The sequence below is a fragment of the Methanovulcanius yangii genome, assembly GCF_018687785.1.
GTDB classification, from domain to species: Archaea; Halobacteriota; Methanomicrobia; order Methanomicrobiales; family Methanomicrobiaceae; genus Methanovulcanius; species Methanovulcanius yangii.
Genome location: NZ_LTBL01000001.1, coordinates 267,077 through 292,956, shown reverse-complemented (window position 1 = coordinate 292,956; position 25,880 = coordinate 267,077). Strand labels below are relative to the sequence as shown.

Genomic DNA, 25,880 nt, shown 5'->3' with positions numbered 1-25,880 from the left:
TGTTAAGAATCAACATATATTTGTTGATAAAACTATTGTGTGACATGATAACTTTCCTCTCGGGCGGAACGGGAACGCCCAAACTTATCCGGGGATTTCGCACGTCGTATGCCGACCATGAGATGGCAGTGATTGTCAACACTGCCGAGGACATGTGGTTCTCCGGCAGTCACCTCTCCCCCGATATTGACACCGTGATGTATCTCTTTGCAGACATGCTCGATATAAAGCGTTGGTGGGGAATCGAGGACGATACCACCTACACATCTGATTTTCTCAAGAAGATTGGCTTTCCGGAGAAGGTCACTTTGGGGGACAGGGATCGGGCGGTCAACATCGCACGCGCCGAGCTGCTGAGGGGTGGGCATACACTGACGCATGCCACACAGACACTGTGCGTCCGCCTCGGTGTTGATGCCACCGTTCTTCCGATGTGCGATACGGAAGTGACCACCTGCATCAGAAGCGGGGATGAAATACTCCATTTCCAGGAGTACTGGGTCGGACGTAAGGGAAATGTAGAGATCTCCGAAATCATGCGGACCTGTGAAGTACCTCCTGTTGCCACCGATGAGGTCCTCACTGCCATCCGGGATGCAGAGGCCGTGATCATCGGGCCTTCAAATCCGGTAACGAGCATTTCACCCATCCTGGAATGTGAAGGGGTCGTTGATGCACTCAGGAATCAGACCGTCGTTGTCGTCAGCCCATTCATCGGAGATGCCCCGGTAAGCGGCCCTGCGGCGGCTCTCATGGAAGCATGGGGGATGCCCCCCGCCACCGCATCCACCTTTGATCTGTACAGGGAATTTGCAGACATCTACATCCAGGACATTCGTGACCCTGATGCCCTCCCCTACGCCATTCAGCTGGACACCCTGATGACCGGCCTTGAGGCCGCAGAGGCTCTTGCAGAGGAGATACTGGGACTTCTCTGAGAAGGACTACCCCGGTGTGAACGTGGATGAGTACTGATTACTATGCCTTTCGTGCCATCGATCAGGCGGTGGTCCGGACGAAAAATATTCTCCTCCCCGTACAGCGGGGAGTGTGGCTACGTCTGGCGCTTATAGCCTTGTTTGTAGGTGGAAGCGCAGGTGGTTTCGAGATGGGATGGCAGAATGATGCCCCCACTTTCCCGCAGGGACTCGACACCATCGACCTGTCGGCTTTCGGGCAGGAACTACCGGCAGTTGCTTTGGCAATAATTGCTTTCGGCATTGCCTATGCACTCATTTCAGGGATATTCCAGTTCGTCTTCTTCGATGCGATACGTGAAGATAGAATTGTCATTAAAGATTATTTTCGCAAAGAAATCAGAAATGGAATGCGTTACTTTGGTTTTCTGTTTGCCATTTCAGCATTGTTATTCTTTCTCCTGTTCATTCCGGCAGCGCTCGTACTCTCCGGGATGGTCATCGTGGACGCAGGAACCGTCTTTCAAAGGGTAGTCCTCGTCATCGGCTACATTGCATACGCTGTGATCCTCGGGTTCCCATATCTGATGATAGTCATGTTTACCACCGATTTTGTTGTTCCGATAATGCGTATTGGCCGTTGCGGAATTCTGGCAGGATGGAGCCGGTGTGTCCGCCTGTTTGAAGGAATGTGGAATCAGGCAGCGGTCTATGCAGGAATGAAAATCCTGTTTGTACTGTTGATGAGCATCGTCGTCGGATTGATGGTGGCAATCACCGCAGGTTGTGTAGGGGTCCCGGTGTTTCTCATACTTGCCGGAGAAGGATGGCCATCTGTGGGTATCGGTTGGTATACAGTTCTTTTCGCAGCCTATATCTGCCTGGTGGCATTTTCCGGCCTTCTCTTTAGCGTTCCATTCATCACCTTCCTCCGGTGCTACTCCCTTTATGTACTGGAATACCTGAACCCCGGGTACGAAGTCTTTGGGGAGTTCAGGCAGCAACACCCGGACCGGTGAAACCAACATGGATGCGAGTGAACGATATAACGTAACAATTCCATGATAACCGTACTCGTAGGAGGGCAGGATACACTGAAGATTCTCTCGGGAATGCGATCCATTCTCGATGATCATCAGGTGACCGTCGTATGCTCCACGGCTGATGGGAGGTGGGGACCTTCGGGCCTAGCCCTTCCCACCATCGACAGCGTCATCTACCTCTATGCTGGTATCATAAATGAACGAAACTGGCAGGGGATTGACGGTGACACCTCGATAACGGGAAAGACGCTCGAACGCATCGGATATCCTGAGTATCCCTCCTATGGCGACAGGGAACGGGCTCTCCATATCATGCGTTCGGTACTCCTTGACGGAGGTGAGTCCCTGACTCGGGCGGTGATGAACGGAGCCGCGGGATACCATGTCGAGGCCTCGGTCCTGCCGGTGGCAGACAGCATCCCGGAAACGCTGGTCTCGACTTCTACGGGAGAGAGTTTGTCACTCCCCGATTACCGGGAGATGTACGGGGAAGAGAGGCCGGACCACGCCTGTTCGTTGATCATACGCCGCCCGCCCCCTGCAACCGATGCAGTTATACAGGCCGTTTCCGATGCAGACGTCGTCATCATCGGGCCGGGAAATCCGGTAAGTTCTCTCGTAACAATCCTGGCCTGCAAGGGTATGAAGGAGGCACTTCGCGAAACAAATGTCGTAGCCTATGCACCGTATACCCGCGAGCGGGCAGCCGGATGGAGGGAAAAACAATATGAAAAACCAGAACACATGACCTTCCCCTTCTTTGACGGGTATGCTGACGTCCTTATCGCTGACACAAGGGACCCCGCGATTATTGATGGTGCTCTGCGTATGGATACCAGGACCGATACCAAGCGGCAGAGAGAATCGCATGCGTGGGACCTCCTTGCAACAATACGAAGCCTGACAATCAAAGGCCGCCAATAATCAGCCGATTAGATCATTCACCACGTCTGCAAGCTGATATATCCATTCCACACCACCGGTGACTCCTCCCCAGAGTGTCCCCAGCAGCTCCGTAATCGCGGCAAAATCCGGCCCCTCAGAATCCGATGAATTCATCATTCCGGGATCTATGAACAGGGGCGTCCGGTCAGCCGTGTCGTTGGAGGTTGATGACGGGGTCGGGGTCATTTCCCCGGAAGAGTGCGTCCCCGCGGTAAGGGCCCCCAGATACTCCTGTGCATTCTCAGCTTTCGAGCGTCCTTCCTGTGCATATGAAAGTGCAGAACTGTCATCACCACTGTTTTTCTTTTCCTCTGCCAGTATGAGAAGGGTTCCGGCGTTCTCAAGCCCCGAACGGACGATCATTACACCATCCGGGTCGTATCCGGGGATCTGTTCATATTGCCCGAGGAGGGTTTCGGTCCGGGATATCGAACCTTCAGCCTCGGTTATCGTCTGAAGATACATTCTCTCCGACAATTCAGACGTTGCTTCGGCAATCATTTCACCGGCTGACGTAATGACTGAAAATGCCTGCACAGTAGGCATCGTCGATGATGCAGCGATGAGATCCTCAGCTTCGGCATAGGTTTCCTCCACGGCAGTTGTATCCGTTCCATCGTCATACGCAAGCGATATCAGGTCTCCCAAACCCCTGAGATCCGCTTCTGCAGACATCCTCAATCCCTCAACATCGTCCGCAGTCAGGAATACCGCCGTGACCTCGACCGTATCCATGACCGTGACCCCATCGGCAGCAATATGGTCGATACTCATCAGCGTCTGCTCACCAGAACCGTAGAAACCTTCCGTGACGGTCCCGTTCAGGTGCACAATAAGCCGGGTATATCCGCCATTAAATAGCTCAAAACCTGTTATTCCGGCGTATCGCCCAGATCGGGAAACATCCCCGACAACCCGCCCGTCGCTGAGTATCTCCACACGCCACCTGGCATCGGAGAGTCCGGTGGTAAGATCCATGTATTCGCTCATCGATGAGACAGAGTAGAGAACCTCAAGAGTAACAGATGCCTCATCGCCTGCAATGAGGATATCCCCCGGAAGAATATCCGGGTTGCCCGCCATCTGAAGTGCAACGACGGGAAAAACGCATGTGAACCCGAAGAGGAGAAAAACGATGAATATCAGAGGGAAGGAATGTGCAGACTTCATGTTGGTATGCTCGTACCCGGACATCAGGAGAATATTTTTTCGAATAACAATTTAATCCATCTGTTTTGCCGACCCGCACAGACTGAAGGAGCGCGCAGATAAAGCCTCATGTTGATATCTCCTGGATAATCCGACGGATTCGTCCGCTGGTTGTTACATCGGCATCCGATTCCATCTTTCTCAGTGAATGAAGAACGGATGGCCCCATGTCCCTCAGGGCAGTTTCCGCAGCATCCGCAAGGGTGCTGTCCGGCCCGGCCAGCAGGCGGGCCAGACCGTCAGAGCCAGCTTCCCCCCCAATTCTTTTGATTTCGTGAATCAGCCGTCTTTGGATATCCGGTTCAAGCTGGAACACAAGCTCAAGAACAACCGGCACCACCTCTTCTCCTCCTTCGTGCACCGCATCGATTTCCCCTTTGGCAATCCTGTACAGGAACGTTTCACGCGCATTTTGCGGGGACCAGCCAAGAGTATCGACAAGGTTTGCAGCAAAATACGCCTGGTTGCGATCACTGCCCATAAACGCATCCATGATATTATGCAGGAACGGACTTTCTTCATCATACATCTGAAGCAGAAGTTCCTGTGAGAGATCCTGATCGCCCTGCTCTATCCGGACGAGGGCATCTACGATAGAATCGGCATCTGTGGCCATATCCCGGTGGTCCACCGTATTTTCATTACTCTTTGTGGAAGAGCCATCCTCGTATATCTGCCCTGATGCTTCCTTATCCTTCCTCATTGAACCATCGGAACCAGCTCCTGTTTTTTGACCAGACACCTCTGATTGACCCCGTTTGGACGTCATCATCTCTTCAGGTATTCCCTGCTCTCCCAGTGAGATGAAGGGGGCAGCATATATCGGATCGATCTCATACAATGCGGATACCGCTGCATCCAGAGGATCGCCCACGGCCTGTTCGGCAAACGCCGTGAGAGGCCCAACCGCACGCCCATCATGGAGGGCAAGTGTATGCGATACCGCACTCCTTACATTGCCGTCCTGTTCATACAGGTGTGAGATGAGAACGGGAATGCCGTCGGAAAAACGAAGCTCCCCGAGTGCCTGAACGGCGCAGATCTTAACCTCGGGATCTTTGTCATTGAGGGTCCTGAGAAGGAGGGGATATACTGCTTCCCCGAAGAGAACCACCGTGGTGGAAGCGGCCTGCCTGACCTCGGGGTCGCCGTCCCCGAACATTCCCATAATGGCGCTGATCGCCCGAGCGTCCTGCAGCAACCCGAGGCTCTGTACGGCAGCAGTACGAACCTCAGCGCTTGAATCCTTTAGGAGCACCAGAAGGTATTTCAGCATAGCGACAGTGCCAAGAAATCCCATCGCTTCAGCGGCTGCCGTTCGAACGAGGGGGCTCTCATCACCCGAGGCCATGGCAATGTAGCCATGCGCCCTGGCCCCCATAATTGCAAGGACATCCACGGCGGAGGCCCGGATTGCTGGATTGTTCGATTCGAGGGCAAGAACAGCATATTCGAAGGGAACCATTTCGGGTTTTTCCTTCCCCTCACAGACGGCGGCAATTTTCTTCTCTGCGTTCTTTTTCGCCCGAAGACGGCGGAACCCCTCAAGGACCCGAATCTCGCTCTTTTGGATCTCCTCCTGCCCCGGAACGCCCTCCTTCGCTTTTCGTTCTTTTTCTTCCAGTTCCCGATTCCTCTGTTCCAGCTCCTCAATATGTTGCCTCTGCCGGATTTCCTCGCGCTCACGCCGCTTTTTTAGATCAGTTATCGTCTCCTGTGCCGTGTCCCTTGCAGAGATCTGTTCCGGTGTCGAGAGCGGGGCGGTCACTGCCTCCAGGGCAGTGATGCCGGGTGTACCCATCATCGTCAGGGCACGAACCGCTCCTTCCGCTTCGGGATCGCGGCCACGTATCAGCCGGCTGCACTCACGTATGGCTCCCTCGCCGAAATTCGCGACCTTTTCCCATTCCATCCTGGCAATAAGGTATTTCAGATGTTCCATCTCCGTCATGGGTTCCCATCCCCTGTGATGCAGGACCCATGCCGCATTGAGCCTGACCTGGGGATCCCGGTGATCAAGAGCATCGCGAAGCATGGAACCGGTGGAATCCAGAGGATATTTTCCCAAAGCCTCTACCGCTGCACTACGAACATTTCCGTCTGCATCGGAGAGGGCCCGATGAATGGTGGCAATCTCACCCGAATCCCCAATGACCCCCAGCGTTTGTATCGCCCTGCACCGGATGCCGGGATCATCCGATATGGCAAGATGTCGCAGAAGGGGGAGGGCATATGACCCCTGATCCGCGATATCATCCCATTCCTTACAGATGAAGAAGAAATAGGGGCGATCTGCGGGATTTTTAGGAGCCCACCCGTGGCTCTTCAAAAAACAGGCTGCGCCATGCTCCAAGTCGCCATTCAGATCGGGAAGCAGTGCGGCAACATACGGTATTGCATTTCGTCCCATTGCCATGAGGACGTGAAGGGCCCCACATGCTGCAGGATTCCTTTTCGAACGGACAGCATTGAGCACCTCTTCATAGGGGTTTTCCAGGCGTTTCTTATAGTATTTGACCAGAGAGGCCCGGAATGCATCGCTGCCATAACAGGCAAGACTGAGTATGGAGCCATGCAACGGCCCGGCAGTCTCTATCAGGGCCCCGGCAACTCCATGCAGGCTCCCCTCCCTTATAGTCAAAAGACCCCCGGTGGCGTGTCGAGGATCTTTCATCGCCAGCCTGAGAAAGGCGTCCGCCGCTTCCCTCTTCTCTTCATCCGAACCACTGACGAGGAAAAAACAGAGCCCTTCCGCATCTCCGTCCCGGATGCATTGGGAAATTTCCGGCGCTGATTTTCTGAAAATACCCATTCGCGGCGACCTATGTCCTTTGGCGTACTACCAGGGTCGATATCTTTGCATGGGTTACCACCGACGAAGAGACACTGCCCAGGAGGAGAGCTTCAAGACCTGTACGCCCTGTTGACCCGATTACAATAAGATCTGCCCCCATCTCTTCTGCGGTTGCGATGATCACCCTCCTCGGGTCCCCGTATTCAAGGTGAAGATGAGCCCTGATTCCGGCTGTTTCTGCGGCTGCCGATGCTGCCTCAAGCACCTGCTCCGCCTCGGTTGTGAGGGCATCGGTGATGATCTGATAATTGACATCCAGTACATCACTCTGCGGACCGGCCATTGTGGACTGCGGGATGGAGGAGTCAACGACACAGAGCACATGAAGGTCGGCACGGTGCACCCCGGCTTCATCTATTGCCACATCCAGTGCGGCCGATGATGTCGCCGAACCATCCGTCGCAACAAGAATTGTAGATATCACATTGCACCAATTTTGATTTTTTCACCAGATAAGCAGTTAATTGTTTGCATCCCTACCTTTGGCGGTGTACAAAATAAGATACCGTAGGAGAACAAAATGATACTCAGGAAATATCCATGAGAGTTCCGATATCAGCTGTAACACCCGAAACGACCGAGGCAGAGGTCATCGGATGGGTTCACGAAGTCCGCGATCTTGGAGGACTTGCCTTTTACATTCTCCGCGACCGGACCGGTTTTTTGCAGGCGACCATTGTGAAGAAGAAAGCATCCGAATCCGTCCTTCTGGCTGCTAAGGATGCATCGCGCGAATCCGTTGTGAGGATCACCGGTGTGGTAAAGGCAACGGAGAAAGCCCCCGGGGGACGGGAGATCATCCCGGAGACCTTTGAGGTCATAGCAAGAGCGGAGACCCCGCTCCCGCTGGATGTCGCAGAGAAGGTACCCGCCGAAATCGATACCCGGCTTGATAACCGGTTCCTTGATGCACGCAGGCCGAGAGTGGCCGGTATCTTTCAGATCAGGAGTGCGGTGCAGCACGCAATAACGGACCTCTTCTTCCAGGAAGGGTTCATCAATATCACGACCTCAAAAATTGTTGCGGCTGCTACCGAGGGGGGTACCGAACTCTTCCCTCTTGCATACTTTGAGAAGGAGGCTTTCCTGAACCAGAGTCCCCAGCTTTACAAGCAGATGATGATGGCTGCCGGGTTCGAAAAAGTCTTTGAAATTGCACCGATTTTCCGTGCAGAAGAGCACAATACCACCCGCCACCTCAATGAGGCCACCTCGATCGATGTCGAGGTCTCGTTTGCAGACCACGAGGATGTCATGGATCTTCTTGAACGGGTCGTCGTCAGTTGCTATACTAGGGTGGCTGAAGAGTGTCCGACGGCCATCGAAGCTCTGGGCATTGATTTTGCCGTCCCGAAGGCGCCCTTCCCACGCATAACCTATGCAGAAGCCATCGATATTGCCGCACTATCCATCGAAGAAGATATCGCATACGGGGATGATCTCTCAACCGCGGCCGAGAAGGCAATCGGCGACGAGATGGGAGAGCACTATTTCATCACCGACTGGCCCACATCCATCAAACCCTACTATGCGATGCCCTTCGAAGACGACCCTTCGATATGCAAGGCATTCGATTTGATGCACCCGCGGATGGAACTCTCCAGCGGTGCACAGCGTATTCATCAGCACGACCTGCTTGTTGAACAGATAGAGGCGAAGGGTCTCTCCCCGGATAGTTTTGAATTTTACCTCAAGCCATTCAAATATGGCATGCCACCGCACGCCGGATGGGGACTCGGAATGGAACGTCTGGTCATGACCATGCTTGACCTTCCGAATATCCGTGAAGCGGTTCTCTTCCCGCGTGACCGGCACCGTGTAACACCATGATCAGTACAAAACTGCTCCCCACGACCGTCGTGGGAAGTTATCCCGCAGTGAAGACAGGAGGCATCAGGGCCCTCTTCAACCCCCTTGCCGGGGCACAGGAGACTGCGGTGTCCGATCAGATTCATGCCGGTATTGATATCATATCGGACGGGCAGGTGGGAGGAGACATGATCTCACTCATCGCCGATTACCTTCCCGGAGTCAAGGGGCAGGAAATCATCGGAAAAATTCAGCCATCACAGAGGCCGATTACATTGCAGGGAGTCAAATATGCCCTTTCCCGTCATCCGAAAGTCAAGGGAATTATCACCGGTCCATCGACGATTGCCCATGGCCTGAAAATCCGTACCCCCATTTACCGTGACCGGACGGAAGCCGTTCTCGACATCGGCGAGGCACTTGCCACGGAAGCACGAAGCCTCGCATCCGCAGGAGTGACCATCCTTCAGATCGATGAACCGATCCTCTCGACCGGTGCAGCAGATCTCCATGCTGCCCGTCAGGCCATCGGCACGATCACCTCGGTGGTGAGAACTCCCACCTGCATGCATGTATGCGGCGATCTTACCGCTGTGATCGATGATCTCCTCACCTTCCCGGTCGACATCCTGGATTTTGAGTTTTCCAACAATCCACAAAATCACGATCTTTTCAGCGAAAAGGACCTGAAAGGGAAAAAAATCGGATACGGGGTTGTCGACTCGGCAAGCACCGGGGTGGAGAGTGTTGCCGTCATTCAGTCCAGAATAGAGAAAGGGATCGATATTTTCGGCCCGGAAGCGCTTTTCATCGACCCGGACTGCGGACTCCGGATGCATTCGCGTGAAACCGCATACAAAAAACTTGAAAATATGGTCCGGGCGGCAGCAAATTGCCGCACAGAACTCTGAATTATTTTTTTACACGACCCTTGCCGTCGTCGACAGGTCAATTCCTTCGGATGAGATATTGTAGGGATACATCCGGTTCGGCACTTCCGCATCCCTGAGCTTACGAATCATCAGTTTCCTTTCGACTTCACTGCCGTGGATCTCTTCCACACAGGTGACAAAAACATCCGCATGACGTGCTATCCGGATCTCCTCAATATCGGGATGGACGCCCGAATAGAGAACAAAAAGGGTATTCCCCCCATGCTCCACAATCGGGCGGGAAGTCTCTTTCATCAGACGAATTGCTTCGTCGACTCCTTCCTTCAGCACAACGCTCGACAGGGAATCGACGATCACACGTTTTGACGAAGAGCAGGCGTTGATGGCCTCCTCAACATCCGCCGTCGACACCTTGACCATCCCTTCCTCCACCAGTCCGTCTATCATGAGGTAGTAGTGCGTGCCATCGCCAGGTGTCTTCCAGAACTGTGCGGCCATCTCCTCAATCCCGGAAAGGGGAGATCCATGGAGAACGATGATCGAACCTGCCGGATACCCTCCCCCCAACTGAAAGTCCAGGCCGGCGATTCCGGTCGACACCTTGTTCGATGCCATTATCTCAATGTTCTCAACACCGGAACTCATTCTGCAATATGTATTAAAAGAAAAGGTAAATAGTTTCTCTCCTATCTCAGAAATTTCATTTACATACCTTCCGGGTCAGGAATTATCCTTCCCGCACAGGCTTCCGTCCATGTACCGTTCCCTGAGTTCCCGGCGAAGAAGTTTCCATCCCCCCACACGGGGAAGTTCGGCAACAAGCACCATTTTTCTCGGGACTTTATATCCCGCAAGCCGCTCACGGCTGTATGTCTGGAGATCCTCAAGGGTGATGAATTGTCCGACCTTTGGCACCACAGCAGCGAAAGGAATCTCCCCCCGGTGATCATCGGGTACCCCGAATATGGCAATATCATCTATAGCGGGATGCTCGATAAGGGTCTTCTCCACTTCAGTCGGATATATTTTCCACCCGGACATGACAATCATATCCTTCTTTCTGTCCGTAATGGAGAGCATTCCGTTTTCTTGGAGATGCCCGACATCTCCGGTCAGGAACCAGCCGTCTTCGATGAACACCTCAGCAGTCTCCTCCGGCATATTCCAGTACCCACGGGCGACACCCGGACCCCGGAGGGCAATCTCACCGGTATCTCCCACCGGCATTTCCCGGGACGGGTCCTCGATATCGACGATCTTTACCTCGCTGTAACCGACCGGCATACCCACACTCCTGAATTCCGTGGCATAGACATAATCCTCGGGCCGGATTGCCGTTCCGGTCCCCACGACGATGGTCTCCGAGAGGCCATATGCGTTTATGACAGGAATGCCAAACCGCCGATGGAACTCTTTCCAGATGCTGGGATGAAGCGGTCCCCCGCCGGAGATCATCTCACGGGCAGACGCCATCCTCTCTTCCGTTCCTTCTGGCGTCCGCGTAAGCGAGTGTATCACCGGTGGCATGCCGGCAATCACCGTTGCCCTATACTCCTCTATCAGCGAAATGTATCGATCGAGATCAAACCGCTCGAGAATGACCCAGGTAGCCCCCGCCTTCAGTGCAGAGATGCCCCATGAGACACCAACATGAGCCATCGGGTAAATGCCGAGATAAATGTCCTTTTCGCGAAGACCCAGCACATCGACCTCGGCATCCATAGCCGCCATCCAGTTGCCGTGGGTCAGAATTGCACCTTTCTGCTTTCCGGTCGTTCCAGATGTATACTGGAGCTGGCAGATTTGATCACAGGAACAATGAACGGGCCGAATGAACGGTGCCTCTCCCGCACATTCGGATTTCCATTCAGCCGAATCGTCGAGGATGATATCAATAGCTGAGCAGTGATTTTGTACAGACTCCGCTGTTTCCACATATCCGACAGCATCCGTGACAAGGATCATCGAACCCGAATCGTCGAGCATGCTTACCACCTCATCTGCTCTCAGCACATTATTGAGGGGGACTGCCACCGCACCAATTCTCCAGAGGGCAAAATACCAGAGAACATACCGTGCTCCCGGTGCAAGATACAGGCAGACCCTGTCGCCCGGTACAACTCCCCGTTGTTTCAGGCGCCCGCCAATTCTGCAGGCATCCTCAAGGAGCGCCCGAAAACTGAACACTTCGCCGGTTGAGGGAAAAATCAGGGCAGGTTTTTCACCCAGCCGTGCATTCACATCAAGAAAGGCCGTACAATTGGACATAAGGGCTTCTTCTCACTCCTGAATGTATGTTTGTGAGCATTAACGAATAATCATTTGGAAGATTCGAAAAAGGAATTATTGGTATTCAGGAAGGTTCACCTGCATCTGTGAAGGGAGACCTCCTTTGAAATACTGCTGGATGCGGCGATACTGCTCACGGACGCGCTCGTTCATCATAGGGCGCACCTTCCTGAGGGCCTCTTCAAAATCAGTCATCTGAACCGAATCCCTCCCCGAGCGCATCGAAATCATCGCTGCCTCCCTGCAGAGCAGGTCGAGATCGGATCCCACATAGGACGATGTTCGTGAGGCAATATCCGATAGAAAGGCATCACGCACCGGATCATGGAGGATAAATCCATGACTGTCCAGAAGGCCCCTTATCAGGCGACGACGCCTGCTCCTGCTGAGCAGGTCTCCGGTGATGGCGGGCATGTCCACTTTGCAGGCGAGGAATTCTTCGACGGTGATCCTTGATTGGCCGGTTTCATGCCGTCTGTCCTCCCTGCACCGATCGAAGAGTGCTTCAAGACCGGTTTCATCAAAGTCCTTCGTCTTCTCGACAAGGGTCTCTATTGCAGAACCTTCGAGAGGGATGTAGCGTGTATGAATGGAAAGAATCTCCCGGCGCGCTGCCTCCTCGGGTTCGGTGATGGCGACCAGTCTGTCAAAACGGCCGGCACGGAGAAGGGCCGGATCAATGATATCAGGACGGTTGGTTGCACCGACAATCACCACACCTTTCGTCTCATCTATCCCGTCGAATTCGGTCAGGATCTGGTTGACGACACTCTCGATGACATGGCTGTCCGAACCGCTTCCACGTGCGGGAGCAATGGCATCGAGTTCATCAAAGAATATAATGGACGGTGCCACCTGCCGCGCCTTGCGGAAGATTTCCCGGACTGCACGTTCGCTCTCTCCTACCCACTTTGAGAGGAGCTGGGGGCCGCGAACCGGGATGAAATTCGCACCGCTTTCGGTCGCAACTGCCTTTGCGATCAGGGTTTTCCCGGTGCCGGGAGGTCCGTAGAGGAGAACGCCGTTTGGCGGTTCGATACCAAGGTTCTCAAAACGTTCCGGTTGCGTAAGCGGATACTCGACTGCCTCCCGGATCTCCTCTTTTTCCTGCACCAGGCCACCAATATCATTCCAGGTAATATTTGGCACCTCGATGAAGACTTCACGCATCGCGCTCGGGCTCACATCGCGCAGGGCCTCGCGGAAATCACGCCCGGTCACTTCCAGCGATTCCATGATCTCCTCCGGAATTTCATCGTTGTCGAGATCGATTTCCGGAAGGTATCGTCTGAGGGATCGCATTGCAGCCTCACGTGCCAGAGCCTGAATATCCGCCCCGACGAATCCGTGCGTTTTGGAAGCCAGAAAAACCAACAGCCGATCCTGGTTTGCTTCGATTTCTTCTGCAACCGCACTCGTCTTCTGCGAGAGGATTTCACGTGCCTCCTCGTCGGCATCCTCCTCCTCCTTCCGGAGTTTTATCAGTCGGGCCTCCCCCTCAAGAGGCATCCCCCGGGTGTGAATTTTCAGGATTTCCAGCCGGTCATGTTCATCCGGCACCCCAATCTCAATCTCACGGTCGAAGCGCCCGGGCCGGCGGAGTGCCTGATCGATTGCATCGAGGCGATTCGTGGCTCCTATGACGAGCACCTGTCCGCGCTCCTCCAGTCCATCCATCATCGTCAGGAGCTGGGCAACGACCCGCCGTTCGACCTCCCCGGTCACATCCTCTCGTTTCGGGGTGATCGAATCCAGTTCGTCAATGAAGATGATGGCAGGGGCATTCTCCTCAGCCTCTTCAAAGATCTCACGAAGACGCTGTTCGGATTCACCATAATATTTTGAAATCACCTCCGGGCCGGCAATGGAGATGAAATGCGCTCCGCTCTCGTTTGCGACGGCTTTTGCGATCAGGGTCTTTCCTGTTCCCGGCGGCCCGTAGAGGAGGACCCCCTTGGGAGGTTCAATGCCGAGTTTGCGGAAGAGTTCGGGATGGCGCATCGGAAGTTCAATCGTTTCCCGCACATTCTGCAGTTCCCCTTTCAGTCCGCCGATGTCCTCATATGATATCTTTCTGACACCCTCGAATCCTTCGGCTGGTTTCTCCGAGAACTCAATCTCGGTGTCGGCAGTGATGATCACCGCTTCTGCGGGTTCGATATCGACTACCTTAAAGGCGACCAGCTGCTGCTGCATGAAGGGTAACCCTGCTACGATGGGAATGGTGTCATTCTTCATGGCAGGAAAGCCAATGAGTTTGAGGGACGCCTGATTATAATTTATCGGCATCTGGCGGGTCAGGTCCTCAGGAGGGGCGATGAGGATTCGCTGCGCCTCTATCTCGTCTTCAACCGGGCGTATCTGAATTCTGTCCCCTATGCTCACACCGGCATTGAGCCGGATGAAATTATCGATCTTTATCTTTTCCTGGCCCCAGTCCTGCGACTGCATCCTCCAGACCTTCGCCACAGTTTTGCGCTGGCCTTCGAGATAGACCAGATCTCCGGGGACCAGCCTCAGCTGCTGCATAGTCGTCAGATCGAGACGGCATCTTCCCATGCCTTGATCCTCCGGGTACGCACTATCTACTTTCAGATACATTGTCTCGCCCTCACCTTACCTTCTTATTAATGCTCTTGATAATAATTACTGGTATTGCATGAAGACTCTCCTTCTTGACCCGTTTTCCGGGGCCGCGGGCGATATGATAATAGGTGCACTCCTCGGATGCGGGGCTGACACCACGGCAGTAACGACAGCGATGGCATCGGTCGTTGGTCCCCCCGCAATCACAATGACAGACCGGTGCGGCATCAGGGCGGTGCAGGTAAAGACCGGTGCGGGGAAGAAAAGGGCCACCATTGAAGAGGTTCTGGAGAGACTTGGTGAAGCAAATGCACCGGACGAAGTCATCGCTATGGCCGAGCGGATCTTTCTGAGAATCCATGCGGGAGAATCAGTGATTCACGGAGAGCATGTCCATTTCCATGAAGTCGGGGCAGATGATGCGATCGCCGACGTTGTGGGTGCCTGTACAGCATTCTGCTCACTTGCTGTCGACCATGTGATTATCAGACCGGTCCACCTAGGAACAGGAACCCTCAGGGGATCGCATGGAAATTATCCAATCCCGTCACCCGCCACCATCGAGATACTTCGGGAAGGAAGGATTCCGGCGAGATTCACCGACGCGGACCGTGAACTCTGCACCCCGACCGGCGCCGCCATCCTGGCTGAATTTGCGTCCCGTGGTAAGGGAGATTCGGGGGAAGGCACCATTCTCGGAATCGGCTATGGTGCGGGGACGCGCAATCCGGCAGATTCACCAAATGTATTGCGCGCGGTCCTGTACGGTAATGAATCCCGTGAGGTCGGGACAATAGATATCCTGGAAACCAATGTTGACGATGCTACCGGCGAGGTGATTGCCTATACCCTTGAACGCCTTATGCGGGAAGGCGCACGGGATGCAACCGCCAGCCCCCTGATTATGAAAAAAGGGCGCCCGGGAACAATGATACGCGTCATCTGCGGCCACGGCGACAGCGACCGTTTCTGTGCCATCCTCTCTGAAGAACTTGGTACCCTTGGGATAAGGTGTATTCAGGGAGTGCATCGGTCCGTTATTGAACGCTCTTTCATTGCGACTGAAGTCGCCATTGGGGACCAGAGATGTCTGATACCCGTGAAGATCGGATGGAAGAACGGAATTGCACTCTCCGTGAAAGCAGAATATGAGGATACCCGCCGTTTTTCAGAGATGACAGGGACAAGATACCAGGCGGTTGCACGCATAGCCGAAGATAAGGTATGGGAGCAGGTAATGGGGGGAAAGTGTGACTGAACCCCATACGACGGGTATACCTCCTCTCGACCGCCTGATAGGAGGAGGGCTCACTCCCCGGACCATCACCCAATTTTACGGGGAACCGGCGAGCGGGAAGAGCACCGCAGCGATAGCCAGTGCAGTAGCTGCCCTCCGGGACGGTGGATGTGTCATCTACATCGACACGGAAGGGTTCTCCACCGAACGGTTTCGTCAGATTGCCGGGGAGAATACAGAGTCGTTGGCTGCTCATTTGTTCATCTATGAACCCGCCGATTTTGTCGAACAGGAAGCGGCGGTTGCTGACTGCGCAACCACACTGAAAAAGAACCGGGACATCAGGCTGATCGTCGTCGATTCATTCACGGGACTCTACCGTGCCGAAGGTGGTCCTGCCGGAGAACCCCAGAAACGACTGGCACGCCAGATGATCCTTCTCCTGGGATATGCAAAACGCTATGACATCCCGGTTATTGTGACGAATCAGGTCTTCATGGATGTTGATACAGGGACGCTTCGGGGACTCGGAGGCACGGTCCTTTCCCATCTCTCCAAGGTCATCGTCCGTTTTGAAAAAAAAGGAGTAGGAAGACGGGCAATCCTGGAAAAACACCGCTCACGCCCGGACGGGGAGTCATTCTCGTTTATTATCACCGAAGACGGGATGAGGGAGGTCTAAAAGACAATCTGTCCCTCAAATACCGTCTCTGCAGGCCCTTCCATGGTCGCATGATCATTCAGGTGAATGGTCAGGAGTCCGCCTTTTGTTGTGACAACGACTTCATTTCCGGTTTTGCCGAGATGATGGGCCACCGCAGCGCTTGCTGTTGCACCGGTTCCACATGACCATGTCTCTTCCTCAACGCCGCGCTCATAGGTCCTGATAGTGATGGCTCCATCACTCATGACCTGAACAAAATTGACATTTGCTCCTTCGGGAAAGGATGCATCAAAACGAATCTTCGGTGCAACGTCGGAAAGAGGAGCGGATTCTATGTCATCGACGAACGCGATGGCATGGGGTACGCCGGTGTTGACCGCATAGACCGTATACCCTTCAATCTCCTTCTGATATTCTCCTTCACCTGTTGCCGGTATATCGGCACAGTCGAAGAGAATTTCGCCCATGTCAATTGCGGCGGTGAAGTTCCCCTCGTCATCATAGCCCATCGTGACCTCCATAATGCCGGCAAGAGTCTGAATGGTGCATATTTCGCTGGCGTATTCCTGGTCGAAGGCATACTTTGCAATGCACCGTATGCCGTTCCCGCACATCTCCGCCTCACTCGCATCAGGCTGGAACAACCGCATCCCATAATCCGCCTCCTCGGCATTCACCAGAAAAAGGACGCCGTCACCTCCGATTCCAAACCTGCGGTCGCAGAAAAGGCGGGCAAATTCACCCTTCATTTCATCAGGAATGACCACTGAACCGGTCTCATCGATCAGAATGAAATCATTCCCGTTCCCGTGCAATTTTGTAAATGGTATTTCCATATTCAGGCTCCTGTCTGCCATCCTCCCACAATCACGGCCCCACTGTACCTGCGGCGGGAGAATTCCGCAGGTCGGACAAGAGGAGTAGTACATCCATACGAATTATGTCGTGGGGGATAAAAAGGGGTTCTTTCCCTTCCCGGAACGCTCATTCTGCGCCCCATAATGAAATCGCATGCCGCAATTCGACGTGATCCTCCGCATATTCTTCCGCAGACACTCCTTCGAGAAACGCATCAACCGCCTGACGCATTGCCCGCGCCCCTGCGGCAGTCCCATCCGGGTGCCCATGGATGCCGCCTCCTGCCTGGAGAACGATATCCGTTCCAAGTGCCGCAAGTTCTGCATGAACCTTTCCGGGGTGCAGACCACCGCTTGCAACGGGAAACACCTCCCTGAACCCATAGTACGGCTGCGTAAGGACCGCATTGTCTCCAATGAGTTCCTCGGGATTATGACCCATTTTCCCTGAAACGGTCCCGGTATGCAGCTGATCACCCCCCATCATCCTCACGAGCCGGGCGATGGGACGCATGGCAATCCCATGCTCAGGATTCCGGGTCATTGCCGCATGCATTGTCCGGTGGACATGGATGGGCACCGATATCGAAGGAGATTCAGAAAGCGCCTGCAGAGCGCCAAACCCACAGGTAATCACATCGACCATGATGGTGTTTGCTCCACGCTCAATCGCCCGTTCCGCCCGTTCCACTATCCGGTCCGCACGATCGGAGACATTCACCGCATACAGGACCATCCGCCCGGTTTCATCGCGCGCTTCATCCAGCCGGCCCATCACCGCCTCAACACGGTCCTCCATTGGGCAGAATGCCTGATCCGTCAGGGTCTCATCATCCTTGATAAAGTCGACACCGCCCACCGCTGCCTGATAGGCGACCATCGCCGTATCTTCCGGAGAAAGCCCCACCTTTGGCTTGATGATCGTTCCCACATGAGGACGGTCGCGGCTGCCAATGAGGTGACGCACCCCTTCAATGCCAAAATTCGGACCCCGGAAATCCGACAGTGTCTCGGGAAACTCCATGTCCAGAAGACGGACCGCCTCCAGCCGGCCAAGACCGAAGAGATTGCCTGCGACAACCGAGAGGTACTGCGATACATTACCGGGCTCGAAAATCTCGGAAGGGTATCGGATGGTCGTCACATATCCCGCACCTGAAGACTCAACATCCAGAACCTCTCCATCCAGAGCCCGGACGTAATCCTGCCTGGTCGTAAGCCGCGTCCAGGTTCCGGTCGTCTCTTCCTCAGCTATGGCCTGAGCCGCTTCCGATGCAGTGGTCCGCCGGTCAGGACGGAAGTAATAGGTCGCTTTGACATCTGGCATATTGTTCACTCTTTGTGATCAATCAAAAAATTCTTTTGCCATACATCAGGTTTCCACCCGAGATAATCACGGATAATGACATAAGCCATTCCGGGAGGTATGGCACCTGCCTCGGTGACGATCATGTCGACATACGCCGCGGGGGTTACGTCAAACGCAGGATTTCTCACCCGGACATTCGGCATCCCTGCGGTAATATCATCACCCATCACCTCACCGGGTGGGCGCTCCTCAATTGGGATACGATCTCCCAGAAGGGTACCGGGAGCAAATTTATAGGTCTCGGTGGTTACCAGAAAGGGAACGCGTGCCTCATGCGCCGCAAGAGCAATCTGTGAGGTGCCGATCTTATTGACGACGGCGCCAGCACCGGTCACTGCATCCGCACCGGTTATCACCACGTCAATATCACGCATAAAATACCGTGCTGCAGAATCGACGATGAAATTCGTTGGAATTCCTGCATCTCCGAGAGCTTTTGCTGTGATATATCCCTGGTTGCGGGGCCGGACCTCGGTTGCAAATGCCTCTCGCACACGGCCCTTCTCCCACGCCTTTACGGCAGTTGCAACGGCCACTTCGGAATTGCAATGCGTCATGATGACCGAATCCTCGGGTATTGCCCGGGAGCCATATTCTGCAATCATGTCGACAGCCTGATGCGACCGTGAAATGAATTCATCGGCACTTTCCATGAGAGTTGTCCGGGCCTCCTCCGCCGAGTCGGACGCATCCATCCTGCTGATGACGAACCGTACGGCATTTGGCAGGGAAACCGCTGTCGGACGGGTTTCGGTCAGGATGGTTGCTGCCCGGTGCATCTCCTGCCGAAATTCCTCCAGGTTCGTACACTGGAGTGCTGCGGCATGATCGCGCAGTGCTTCCGCTGCCGCACGGGCTATCCTTCCGGCGCCACGTATCTCCATTGTACGAATTCGCCTGGCAGTATCTTCAAGTACCATATTATTTCATTACAATAGACAACAAGGCTCTATATACGATCTGCCTTGGAGACGATATTTTGAGCATCGCCGTTGTTTTTGACAGTGCAGGCACACTCCTCAGGACATACAGGGTTACCAAGGACGTCGTCCACGATGTCGTCGAGGAGGGCGTCGAGACGATTACCCTCACCTTTTCATGCGAAGAACGTGCTCTTGTCGTCCTCTATCTGCATTCCATGGAAATAATCAGGGAAGATCCGGATAAACTGCTTTCGGATTTCCTGCGCGAGCGCATGACCGGATTTGGCATTGCATGTGCATGCAAGGCAGTGACGGCACAGGAAATCCAGGATCTTCTTCATAATGACCGTCGGGCAACGGTCGGGGATCTGCAGATTTGCATCAGAAAGGTCTGGGAATCATGCAAAAAAGAATCGATTGTGGCTCTGAACTCCGGTGTGGTCGTCAACAGGGATATCGGAGGAATCGAATTTGTGGTAACTTCGGGTGGCAGGCCGTTCACCGGCGCCCGCTCAACCATCAGCGACCTCCAGAAGATGGGAGTTGCGACGTATATCGCCTCCGGGGACCGGACTAACAAACTTTTGAAGATGGCGGATTATCTCGGCGTCCCACAGGACAATGTCTATGGTCTTGCGACTCCGGCCATCAAGGAGCAGGTGGTCGACGATCTGCGGCGCCAGTTTGACACCGTTGTCATGGTCGGTGACGGCATCAATGATCTCCGTGCCATGAAGCGCGCGGACTTTGCCATCCTTTCTCTTCAACAGACGCGGGATAAACCGGCACCCCTTTTCAAAACTGCCGATTATGTCATCGAATCTGTGCGCGAGGTGGTGGATATCATACGGTCATTCGCCTGATTGTTACTCATAAGCGCAATTTTATGATCGAATAATAAGCTTTAAACAAGCATAGAATGAAAAGCTAATCGGAATAAAGATGGCGCCTCTACTGACTGTTGAAAATCTTTCCATGGAATTTAGTGGAAATGTCGTTCTCAACAATATCAATTTTGAACTAGCAGAGGGTGAGATCCTGGGCATCATTGGCCGGAGTGGTGCCGGTAAAACGGTGCTGATGCATCTTCTCCGTGGGGTGGATCAACCCCCGACAGGCGGAAAGATCATCTACCATATCTCTGCATGTGAAGGGTGCGGCTATGTCGACCTCCCGAGCAAATCAGGAGAAGCATGTCCGAAATGTGGCAAGAAACTCGTTCCGGAGGACGTTGATTTCTGGGCAGAAGAAAATGCACATAAAAAACGTCAGATCATGGTCAGATCTGCAATCATGTTCCAGAGGACATTTGCATTATATGGCGATGACCGCGTTATCGAGAATGTTCTTCATGCCCTCGCGGATATCGGATATCCTGGTGAAAAGGCAATCAACAGGGCGGCGGATCTTCTCGATGAAGTCCGGTTGTCCCACCGGATGATGCATATCGCACGTGACCTCTCCGGCGGTGAAAAACAGCGCGTCGTTCTGGCCCGGCAGCTTGCAAAGGAGCCGTTCCTCCTCTGTGCGGATGAACCGACGGGCACGCTTGACCCCCGCACCGCTGCGATTGTCCATGAAATGCTCTACGAAGCCGCAAAGAACAATAATATGGCGATGGTCATCTCCTCGCACTTCCCGGAGGTCATCACAGATACATGCAATCGGGCCATCCTTCTTGTTGACGGGAATATTGAAGCAATCGGGGACCCCCGTGAAATCATCGACACATTCATGGCCACCGGCAAGGACGAAATGGCTTATGGGCAGAAGGAGGCAAAACTCGGGGCTCAGATCCTGCAGGCACGCGATGTTGCAAAACGGTACATTTCCGTAGACCGCGGGATGATCAAAGCGGTGGACAAAGTATCGTTTACAGTATCAGAGCGTGAGATTTTCGGCATTATCGGGACATCAGGTGCCGGGAAAACAACCCTTTCCAAGATGATTGCAGGGATCATCGAGCCGACGGACGGAGAACTGAACGTCCGCATCGGTGAAGACTGTGTCGACATGACAAAGCCGGGAATTAATCAGCGTGGTCGGGCGAAAAAATATATCGGCCTTCTGCACCAGGAGTACGATCTCTATCCACACCGGAATGTTCTCGATAACCTGACCGACTCAATCGGTCTGGAATTCCCGAAAGAACTGGCGATGCGAAAGGCGATCATCACGCTGAAGATGGCAGGATTCACCGAGGAAAAGGCAAAGAAAATCCTCAGCAGACGCCCTGATCAGCTTTCCGAAGGTGAAAAGCATCGTGTGGCCCTCGCCCAAGTGTTGATTAAGGAACCCAGAATCGTCCTTCTCGACGAACCGACAGGGACCATGGATCCAATCACGAAGATCGATGTGAAACACTCGATCATGACGGCCCGTGAAGAAATAGATGAAACATTTATTGTAGTTTCCCACGACATGGAATTTGTGCGCGACATCTGTGACCGCTGTATCCTCATGAGGGGGGGCAAAATCGTAAAGATGGGCCCCACAGCGGAAGTTCTCAAAGAACTCTCGGAGCAGGAGCGCCAGATTATGACGAATGTCTAGTGGGGTAATAAGAATATGTTTGAAATCCGCCTCGATGGCACGAGGCTGGAGATAGACGATAGTGCAACCCTTGGGGACATTCTCCCCGGGCACCCTTCTTCCTGCAGTGTTGCAGTCATCCCTCCGGCAGAAGCACAGGCTGCGCTGACACGAAATATCAGGCTTCAGACGAGTGCCGGAGAGGTTGTTATCGAGATCCCGGAAGAAGGGGCAGCGATCTTCTCAGAGGAATATTTTGCCGGATATCTGAACAGCGAAAGCGAACCCGCAGAACTTTCTGTAAAATGGACCGACCGCCAGTCTGTTGCCTTTGGACCATTTTCTTCAGAGATTATCCCCGATCGGCATCAGCATCGATATGCACGGGGGGATGTCATCCTTGGGTGCGGCGGATATGATCCCAGAACGTCATACCTCATCTTTTCACGCATCCCCCATATTGCCGATCATGGAGCACAGGCCGACGGCGGTGTCGTTGCCCACGTGGTCTCAGGTATGGCAGTGCTGGAAGAATGGACAAAGGGAGATCAAATCCTGAGAATGGAACGGATGATGAGCCGTGCCGACACGTCCACCGCATTTACCACAACGGATATGGCAACTCCTCTGACGGAGGGCATGCAGATATTCAGCCATGTCCTAGCTTCGGCAAACGGATACCGGAAAGAAGGAATCGATACAACCCGTGCGGCAAGTGTCGAACACCTCCTGCGGACGATGGGGAGTGAACGAATGACCGTCAGCCTCGCCTCCAGCACCCATATCAGGGATGATCGGATGAAAGACAGCGCGGTCGAATTCGAAGGAGACCCGCATTCCCGGTTTGAAGGAACAATAACCACCCGTGTTCAGGGACGAAACCGTGGGTCGGTCTATATCTACACGGAGGACATCCCCGGAAGTGTAAACCATACGGTTGTCGGCCAGGTAGAACAGGGAATCGAACTGCCCATCCTTGCGGGGGGCGGGGAGACGTTCATCGTGAAGGTGGAGCCGAAGCAGCTGGATTTGCGCGGGATGGAACTTGCCGATGCGTTGAAGCTTGCCAAAGAGCGCGGCATCATCGCCGAACCCGACACCGAAGAGATGCAGAGTGTCGTCTTCGAACAGAAACCGGCAACGACCCTTGAAATTCTCGCCGAAGGGAAGGTTGCCCTTACCACCGTACCCCTGAGTCAGGTCATCACCATCGAACTCTTCGAAGACGAGGCCCCAAAGACCTGCCATATCTTCAGGTCGGTTACCGGACTGCGGTGGTATGATATCGGAAAAATGCCGCTACTCATGAAGTTTGAAGATGTCTATCTCTTCCAGCCGGAGGTGTCGAAAAAGACGATTATCCACCGGGAGAATCTTCCGGAGGGTGAGGTGCCCGCAAACATCCTTGCAATGACGAACGATTCACGCAAGACCGCGGGCCTCGTGGGCGTTCGCACAGTCCCCTCCGCCGAATTCGGCCCTACTTCAGAGCCGATGGAGAGCACCAACATTATCGGGAAAATTCTCGACCCGGAAAAACTTAAAGGACTCAGGGAAGGAAAGCCGGTCTATCTCAGGGAGGCAGAGCGATGACAAAAAAGATGTATACTCCCTCATACGTGGGAACGGTGACGAAATACGTCTTCATCGACTCTCCCAATGTCACTCCCCAGACCCTCGCAATCCGGGCCTATGAAATCTCCGAAGGAGTAATGATCAAGGAGACGTGTTTTGGCCTTCAGGTCACGGGGAAGCCCGATGAGGTGCGAACTCTCATACGTGAACTCCGCACGGTGGACCCGGCACATATCTTTGTCAAAGATCGGGGATTTCCTCCCGGCGACCCCCGGCGGTGTCGTGCAAACCTCGGGGGAGCACGACCCGGCTATTACGGCCATGAATTTGAAAGCGGGATTCTGCGATATATATCGCATGGACTGGAAGAGATCGGTTCACAAACCGCTCCTGTCAGGAAATTTGAAAAGAAAAGAATGGATGAGGGGAAGCTGCCGGTCGAGAGGCTTCTGGAAATCATCGATAATGAAGAGGACTGATTCATAATGGCAAAAGTATTTATTTATCCTGCCACAAGCCTGGTGCTCTCCGATATGGTGGAGCGCTGGGGCCATGAGCCCCTGGGCGCTGCAATCGCCATCAGGGAACGGATTCAGACAGCAAGTCTTGATTCCCCGCCCCTGCAGATGACGCCCGAAGACCCGAAGAAAGGACTGAAATGGGCCGCAGTTGAGGTCCCGGCTGGAGTACGGGGCAGAATGGCCCTGTATGGACCGATGATAGATGAGGCGGATGCCGCCATCATCATCAATGATGCCGATCTCGCCTTCGGGTGCATGGGATGTTCGCGCACCAATGAACTGGTGATGTACCTCCTCAGAAAGCGGTCGGACATACCCCTTCTCGACATTAAATACCCCACCAGTGACGAGGAAGGCATCGAGTTCGTCGCCTCGATAAAGGAATTTCTGACAGCACTCGGGGGTGAGACGAATGAGTGAGCAGCCGGTGCGTGTGGCACAACTCTCCTGCGGCCCTGAACACAGCGGGGTACAGAAGGAAATCTACGATGCGGCGGCGATGGTCAATGCAGAGATGTTCTTCCCTGACGTGACCCTCGCCGACATTCGACGATCATATGATGAATTCGGACTGGAAGCCCGTTCCGGCGACCTGAAACTTGCCATTGCACGGGCCATGGCACTGGTGGAAGGATCCGTTGAGGCAGATGCGGTATTCATTGCCACCTGTTTCCGGTGTTCGGAAGCCGCAATCGTCCGCAATGAACTGCGCCGGTACATTCATGAGAATTCCGACCTTCCGGTCGTCAGTTACTCATTTACCGAACGCACCACTGCAGGGACGCTCCTGACAAGGATGGAAGCCCTTACGACCATTGCACGGAGGCGGGCACTCCTCGCTCGTGAAAAACAGGTCGGAATCACGCTCGGCGTTGATTCGGGATCATCCACCACGAAGGCCATCGTCATGCAGGATAATGAGATCATCGGAACCGGGTGGACAGCGACGACGGAAGTGCTGAAGAGCGCAGAAACGGTCATGGAAAGCGCTCTCTCGGAAGCTGGACTGAAATTAAGCGACATTGAAGCGATTGGCACGACAGGGTACGGCAGATATCTTATCGGCGAGAAGATAGGTGCAGATCTCATCCAGGAAGAGCTCACGGTCAACTCGAAGGGAGCAGTCTTTCTTGCCGACCGGCAGCACGGAGAAGCGACGGTCATCGACATCGGAGGCATGGACAACAAGGCAATATCAGTTCAGGACGGAATACCCGGAACGTTTACAATGGGAGGTATCTGTGCCGGTGCATCGGGACGATTCCTGGAGATGACCGCCAAGAGAATCGGCGTTGACATCACCGAACTCGGACCCATTGCGATGAAAGGCCTCTCCCGGGAAGTCCCCATGAATTCATACTGTATCGTCTTCGGGACACAGAGTCTTGTCAACGCCCTTGCGGAAGGACATTCAAAAGAGGATGTGGCGGCAGCTGCGTGCCGCAGTGTTGCAGAACAGGTCTTTGAGCAGCAGTTGCAGGAGGTTGATATCAAGGAGCCTGTGATCATGGTGGGAGGGACATCACTCATCGAAGGTCTCGTCAAGGAGATGGGCTCGCTTCTTCAGACTGAAATCGTGGTCCCCCATCACTCGCAGTATATCGGCTCTGTCGGGTCGGCGCTCCTGTCATCCGGATTCATCAGGGGAGAGTAGTAC

Annotated in this window: 22 protein-coding genes; 13 read left to right on the top strand and 9 right to left on the bottom strand. The window is 54.0% G+C overall.

Going from position 1 to position 25,880, the window contains the following annotated elements:
* Nucleotides 1-44: 44 nt before the first annotated feature.
* From cofD to AZH53_RS01445, 3 genes are read left to right on the top strand one after another with little or no spacing between them, the layout of a single operon-like run.
* Nucleotides 45-938, top strand: coding sequence for a 2-phospho-L-lactate transferase (gene cofD, locus AZH53_RS01455; protein ID WP_319641786.1), 894 nt, complete (start codon nucleotides 45-47; stop codon nucleotides 936-938).
* A 26-nt stretch (nucleotides 939-964) separates the two neighbouring features.
* Nucleotides 965-1,936: a DUF7544 domain-containing protein gene (locus AZH53_RS01450; RefSeq protein WP_319641785.1), complete on the top strand. Its 972-nt coding sequence runs from the start codon at nucleotides 965-967 to the stop codon at nucleotides 1,934-1,936.
* 42 nt (nucleotides 1,937-1,978) lie between these two features.
* Nucleotides 1,979-2,884 carry a 2-phospho-L-lactate transferase CofD family protein gene (locus AZH53_RS01445; RefSeq protein ID WP_319641784.1) on the top strand — a complete coding sequence of 302 codons (906 nt, stop codon included), beginning with the start codon at nucleotides 1,979-1,981 and terminating at the stop codon, nucleotides 2,882-2,884.
* On the opposite strand, the gene AZH53_RS01440 is transcribed toward AZH53_RS01445, so the two are convergent.
* From AZH53_RS01440 to AZH53_RS01430, 3 genes are all read right to left on the bottom strand, one after another.
* Complete coding sequence (locus AZH53_RS01440; protein WP_319641783.1) at nucleotides 2,885-4,075, bottom strand: hypothetical protein; 1,191 nt, start codon at nucleotides 4,073-4,075, stop codon at nucleotides 2,885-2,887.
* 106 nt (nucleotides 4,076-4,181) lie between these two features.
* Nucleotides 4,182-6,926, bottom strand: a complete 2,745-nt coding sequence (locus AZH53_RS01435) for a HEAT repeat domain-containing protein (RefSeq protein WP_319641782.1) — start codon at nucleotides 6,924-6,926, stop codon at nucleotides 4,182-4,184.
* A gap of 10 nt (nucleotides 6,927-6,936) precedes the next feature.
* Complete coding sequence (locus AZH53_RS01430) at nucleotides 6,937-7,392, bottom strand: universal stress protein (RefSeq protein ID WP_319641781.1); 456 nt, start codon at nucleotides 7,390-7,392, stop codon at nucleotides 6,937-6,939.
* A gap of 116 nt (nucleotides 7,393-7,508) precedes the next feature.
* On the opposite strand from AZH53_RS01430, the gene aspS reads away from it, so the two are divergent.
* Nucleotides 7,509-8,798 carry an aspartate--tRNA(Asn) ligase gene (gene aspS / locus AZH53_RS01425; RefSeq protein ID WP_319641780.1) on the top strand — a complete coding sequence of 430 codons (1,290 nt, stop codon included), beginning with the start codon at nucleotides 7,509-7,511 and terminating at the stop codon, nucleotides 8,796-8,798.
* A complete protein-coding gene (locus tag AZH53_RS01420) occupies nucleotides 8,795-9,688 on the top strand; it encodes a methionine synthase (RefSeq protein WP_319641779.1) in 894 nt (297 codons plus the stop codon). The genes aspS and AZH53_RS01420 overlap by 4 nt, the downstream gene beginning before the upstream one ends.
* Nucleotides 9,689-9,697: 9 nt before the next feature.
* Here the strand turns inward: AZH53_RS01420 and AZH53_RS01415 are convergent, their stop codons facing one another.
* From AZH53_RS01415 to AZH53_RS01405, 3 genes are all read right to left on the bottom strand, one after another.
* Nucleotides 9,698-10,315: an RAD55 family ATPase gene (locus tag AZH53_RS01415; protein ID WP_319641778.1), complete on the bottom strand. Its 618-nt coding sequence runs from the start codon at nucleotides 10,313-10,315 to the stop codon at nucleotides 9,698-9,700.
* A 75-nt stretch (nucleotides 10,316-10,390) separates the two neighbouring features.
* The gene (locus AZH53_RS01410; RefSeq protein ID WP_319641777.1) at nucleotides 10,391-11,911 is read right to left on the bottom strand and encodes a class I adenylate-forming enzyme family protein; all 1,521 of its coding nucleotides are present in this window, start codon (nucleotides 11,909-11,911) and stop codon (nucleotides 10,391-10,393) included.
* Between the two features lie 102 nt (nucleotides 11,912-12,013).
* Nucleotides 12,014-14,560: a CDC48 family AAA ATPase gene (locus tag AZH53_RS01405; RefSeq protein ID WP_319641776.1), complete on the bottom strand. Its 2,547-nt coding sequence runs from the start codon at nucleotides 14,558-14,560 to the stop codon at nucleotides 12,014-12,016.
* Nucleotides 14,561-14,618: 58 nt separating this feature from the next.
* Here AZH53_RS01405 and larC point away from each other — a divergent pair, with 58 nt between their 5' ends.
* Both larC and radB read left to right on the top strand, forming a co-directional pair.
* A complete protein-coding gene (gene larC / locus AZH53_RS01400) occupies nucleotides 14,619-15,803 on the top strand; it encodes a nickel pincer cofactor biosynthesis protein LarC (RefSeq protein ID WP_319641775.1) in 1,185 nt (394 codons plus the stop codon).
* Nucleotides 15,796-16,464: a DNA repair and recombination protein RadB gene (gene radB / locus AZH53_RS01395; protein WP_319641774.1), complete on the top strand. Its 669-nt coding sequence runs from the start codon at nucleotides 15,796-15,798 to the stop codon at nucleotides 16,462-16,464. The genes larC and radB overlap by 8 nt, the downstream gene beginning before the upstream one ends.
* Here radB and dapF read toward each other — a convergent pair.
* The 3 genes from dapF to AZH53_RS01380 all read right to left on the bottom strand — a co-directional run bounded on the left by dapF (nucleotide 16,461) and on the right by AZH53_RS01380 (nucleotide 19,592).
* On the bottom strand, nucleotides 16,461-17,282 hold the full coding sequence (gene dapF, locus AZH53_RS01390; RefSeq protein WP_319641773.1) for a diaminopimelate epimerase: 822 nt from the start codon (nucleotides 17,280-17,282) through the stop codon (nucleotides 16,461-16,463). The two genes, radB and dapF, sit on opposite strands and share 4 nt — an antisense overlap.
* Nucleotides 17,283-17,430: 148 nt before the next feature.
* Nucleotides 17,431-18,630 carry a RuBisCO large subunit C-terminal-like domain-containing protein gene (locus AZH53_RS01385; RefSeq protein WP_319641772.1) on the bottom strand — a complete coding sequence of 400 codons (1,200 nt, stop codon included), beginning with the start codon at nucleotides 18,628-18,630 and terminating at the stop codon, nucleotides 17,431-17,433.
* A gap of 5 nt (nucleotides 18,631-18,635) precedes the next feature.
* Nucleotides 18,636-19,592, bottom strand: coding sequence for a ribose 1,5-bisphosphate isomerase (locus tag AZH53_RS01380; RefSeq protein WP_319641771.1), 957 nt, complete (start codon nucleotides 19,590-19,592; stop codon nucleotides 18,636-18,638).
* Between the two features lie 59 nt (nucleotides 19,593-19,651).
* Between AZH53_RS01380 and AZH53_RS01375 the strand changes: the two genes are divergently transcribed.
* From AZH53_RS01375 to AZH53_RS01350, 6 genes are all read left to right on the top strand, one after another.
* Nucleotides 19,652-20,458, top strand: coding sequence for an HAD family hydrolase (locus tag AZH53_RS01375; RefSeq protein WP_319641770.1), 807 nt, complete (start codon nucleotides 19,652-19,654; stop codon nucleotides 20,456-20,458).
* Nucleotides 20,459-20,537: 79 nt separating this feature from the next.
* Nucleotides 20,538-22,148 carry a methyl coenzyme M reductase system, component A2 gene (gene atwA / locus AZH53_RS01370; RefSeq protein WP_319641769.1) on the top strand — a complete coding sequence of 537 codons (1,611 nt, stop codon included), beginning with the start codon at nucleotides 20,538-20,540 and terminating at the stop codon, nucleotides 22,146-22,148.
* A 15-nt stretch (nucleotides 22,149-22,163) separates the two neighbouring features.
* On the top strand, nucleotides 22,164-23,720 hold the full coding sequence (mmp3, locus tag AZH53_RS01365; RefSeq protein WP_319641768.1) for a methyl-coenzyme M reductase-associated protein Mmp3: 1,557 nt from the start codon (nucleotides 22,164-22,166) through the stop codon (nucleotides 23,718-23,720).
* Nucleotides 23,717-24,181: a methanogenesis marker 6 protein gene (locus AZH53_RS01360; protein WP_319641767.1), complete on the top strand. Its 465-nt coding sequence runs from the start codon at nucleotides 23,717-23,719 to the stop codon at nucleotides 24,179-24,181. The genes mmp3 and AZH53_RS01360 overlap by 4 nt, the downstream gene beginning before the upstream one ends.
* A 6-nt stretch (nucleotides 24,182-24,187) precedes the next feature.
* Entirely contained in the window at nucleotides 24,188-24,643 is a 456-nt protein-coding gene (locus AZH53_RS01355) for a methanogenesis marker 5 protein (RefSeq protein ID WP_319641766.1), read from the top strand.
* Nucleotides 24,636-25,877: a methanogenesis marker 15 protein gene (locus AZH53_RS01350; RefSeq protein ID WP_319641765.1), complete on the top strand. Its 1,242-nt coding sequence runs from the start codon at nucleotides 24,636-24,638 to the stop codon at nucleotides 25,875-25,877. Before AZH53_RS01355 ends, AZH53_RS01350 begins: the two co-directional genes overlap by 8 nt.
* Nucleotides 25,878-25,880 lie beyond the last annotated feature (3 nt).

Coding starts and splice junctions, on each gene's coding strand:
- cofD (WP_319641786.1), top strand. CDS start 45: ATGATAACTTTCCTCTCGGGCGGAACGGGAACGCCCAAACTTATCCGG.
- AZH53_RS01450 (WP_319641785.1), top strand. CDS start 965: ATGAGTACTGATTACTATGCCTTTCGTGCCATCGATCAGGCGGTGGTC.
- AZH53_RS01445 (WP_319641784.1), top strand. CDS start 1,979: ATGATAACCGTACTCGTAGGAGGGCAGGATACACTGAAGATTCTCTCG.
- AZH53_RS01440 (WP_319641783.1), bottom strand. CDS start 4,075: ATGAAGTCTGCACATTCCTTCCCTCTGATATTCATCGTTTTTCTCCTC.
- AZH53_RS01435 (WP_319641782.1), bottom strand. CDS start 6,926: ATGGGTATTTTCAGAAAATCAGCGCCGGAAATTTCCCAATGCATCCGG.
- aspS (WP_319641780.1), top strand. CDS start 7,509: ATGAGAGTTCCGATATCAGCTGTAACACCCGAAACGACCGAGGCAGAG.
- AZH53_RS01420 (WP_319641779.1), top strand. CDS start 8,795: ATGATCAGTACAAAACTGCTCCCCACGACCGTCGTGGGAAGTTATCCC.
- AZH53_RS01415 (WP_319641778.1), bottom strand. CDS start 10,315: ATGAGTTCCGGTGTTGAGAACATTGAGATAATGGCATCGAACAAGGTG.
- AZH53_RS01405 (WP_319641776.1), bottom strand. CDS start 14,560: ATGTATCTGAAAGTAGATAGTGCGTACCCGGAGGATCAAGGCATGGGA.
- larC (WP_319641775.1), top strand. CDS start 14,619: ATGAAGACTCTCCTTCTTGACCCGTTTTCCGGGGCCGCGGGCGATATG.
- dapF (WP_319641773.1), bottom strand. CDS start 17,282: ATGGAAATACCATTTACAAAATTGCACGGGAACGGGAATGATTTCATT.
- AZH53_RS01385 (WP_319641772.1), bottom strand. CDS start 18,630: ATGCCAGATGTCAAAGCGACCTATTACTTCCGTCCTGACCGGCGGACC.
- AZH53_RS01380 (WP_319641771.1), bottom strand. CDS start 19,592: ATGGTACTTGAAGATACTGCCAGGCGAATTCGTACAATGGAGATACGT.
- atwA (WP_319641769.1), top strand. CDS start 20,538: ATGGCGCCTCTACTGACTGTTGAAAATCTTTCCATGGAATTTAGTGGA.
- mmp3 (WP_319641768.1), top strand. CDS start 22,164: ATGTTTGAAATCCGCCTCGATGGCACGAGGCTGGAGATAGACGATAGT.
- AZH53_RS01360 (WP_319641767.1), top strand. CDS start 23,717: ATGACAAAAAAGATGTATACTCCCTCATACGTGGGAACGGTGACGAAA.
- AZH53_RS01355 (WP_319641766.1), top strand. CDS start 24,188: ATGGCAAAAGTATTTATTTATCCTGCCACAAGCCTGGTGCTCTCCGAT.
- AZH53_RS01350 (WP_319641765.1), top strand. CDS start 24,636: ATGAGTGAGCAGCCGGTGCGTGTGGCACAACTCTCCTGCGGCCCTGAA.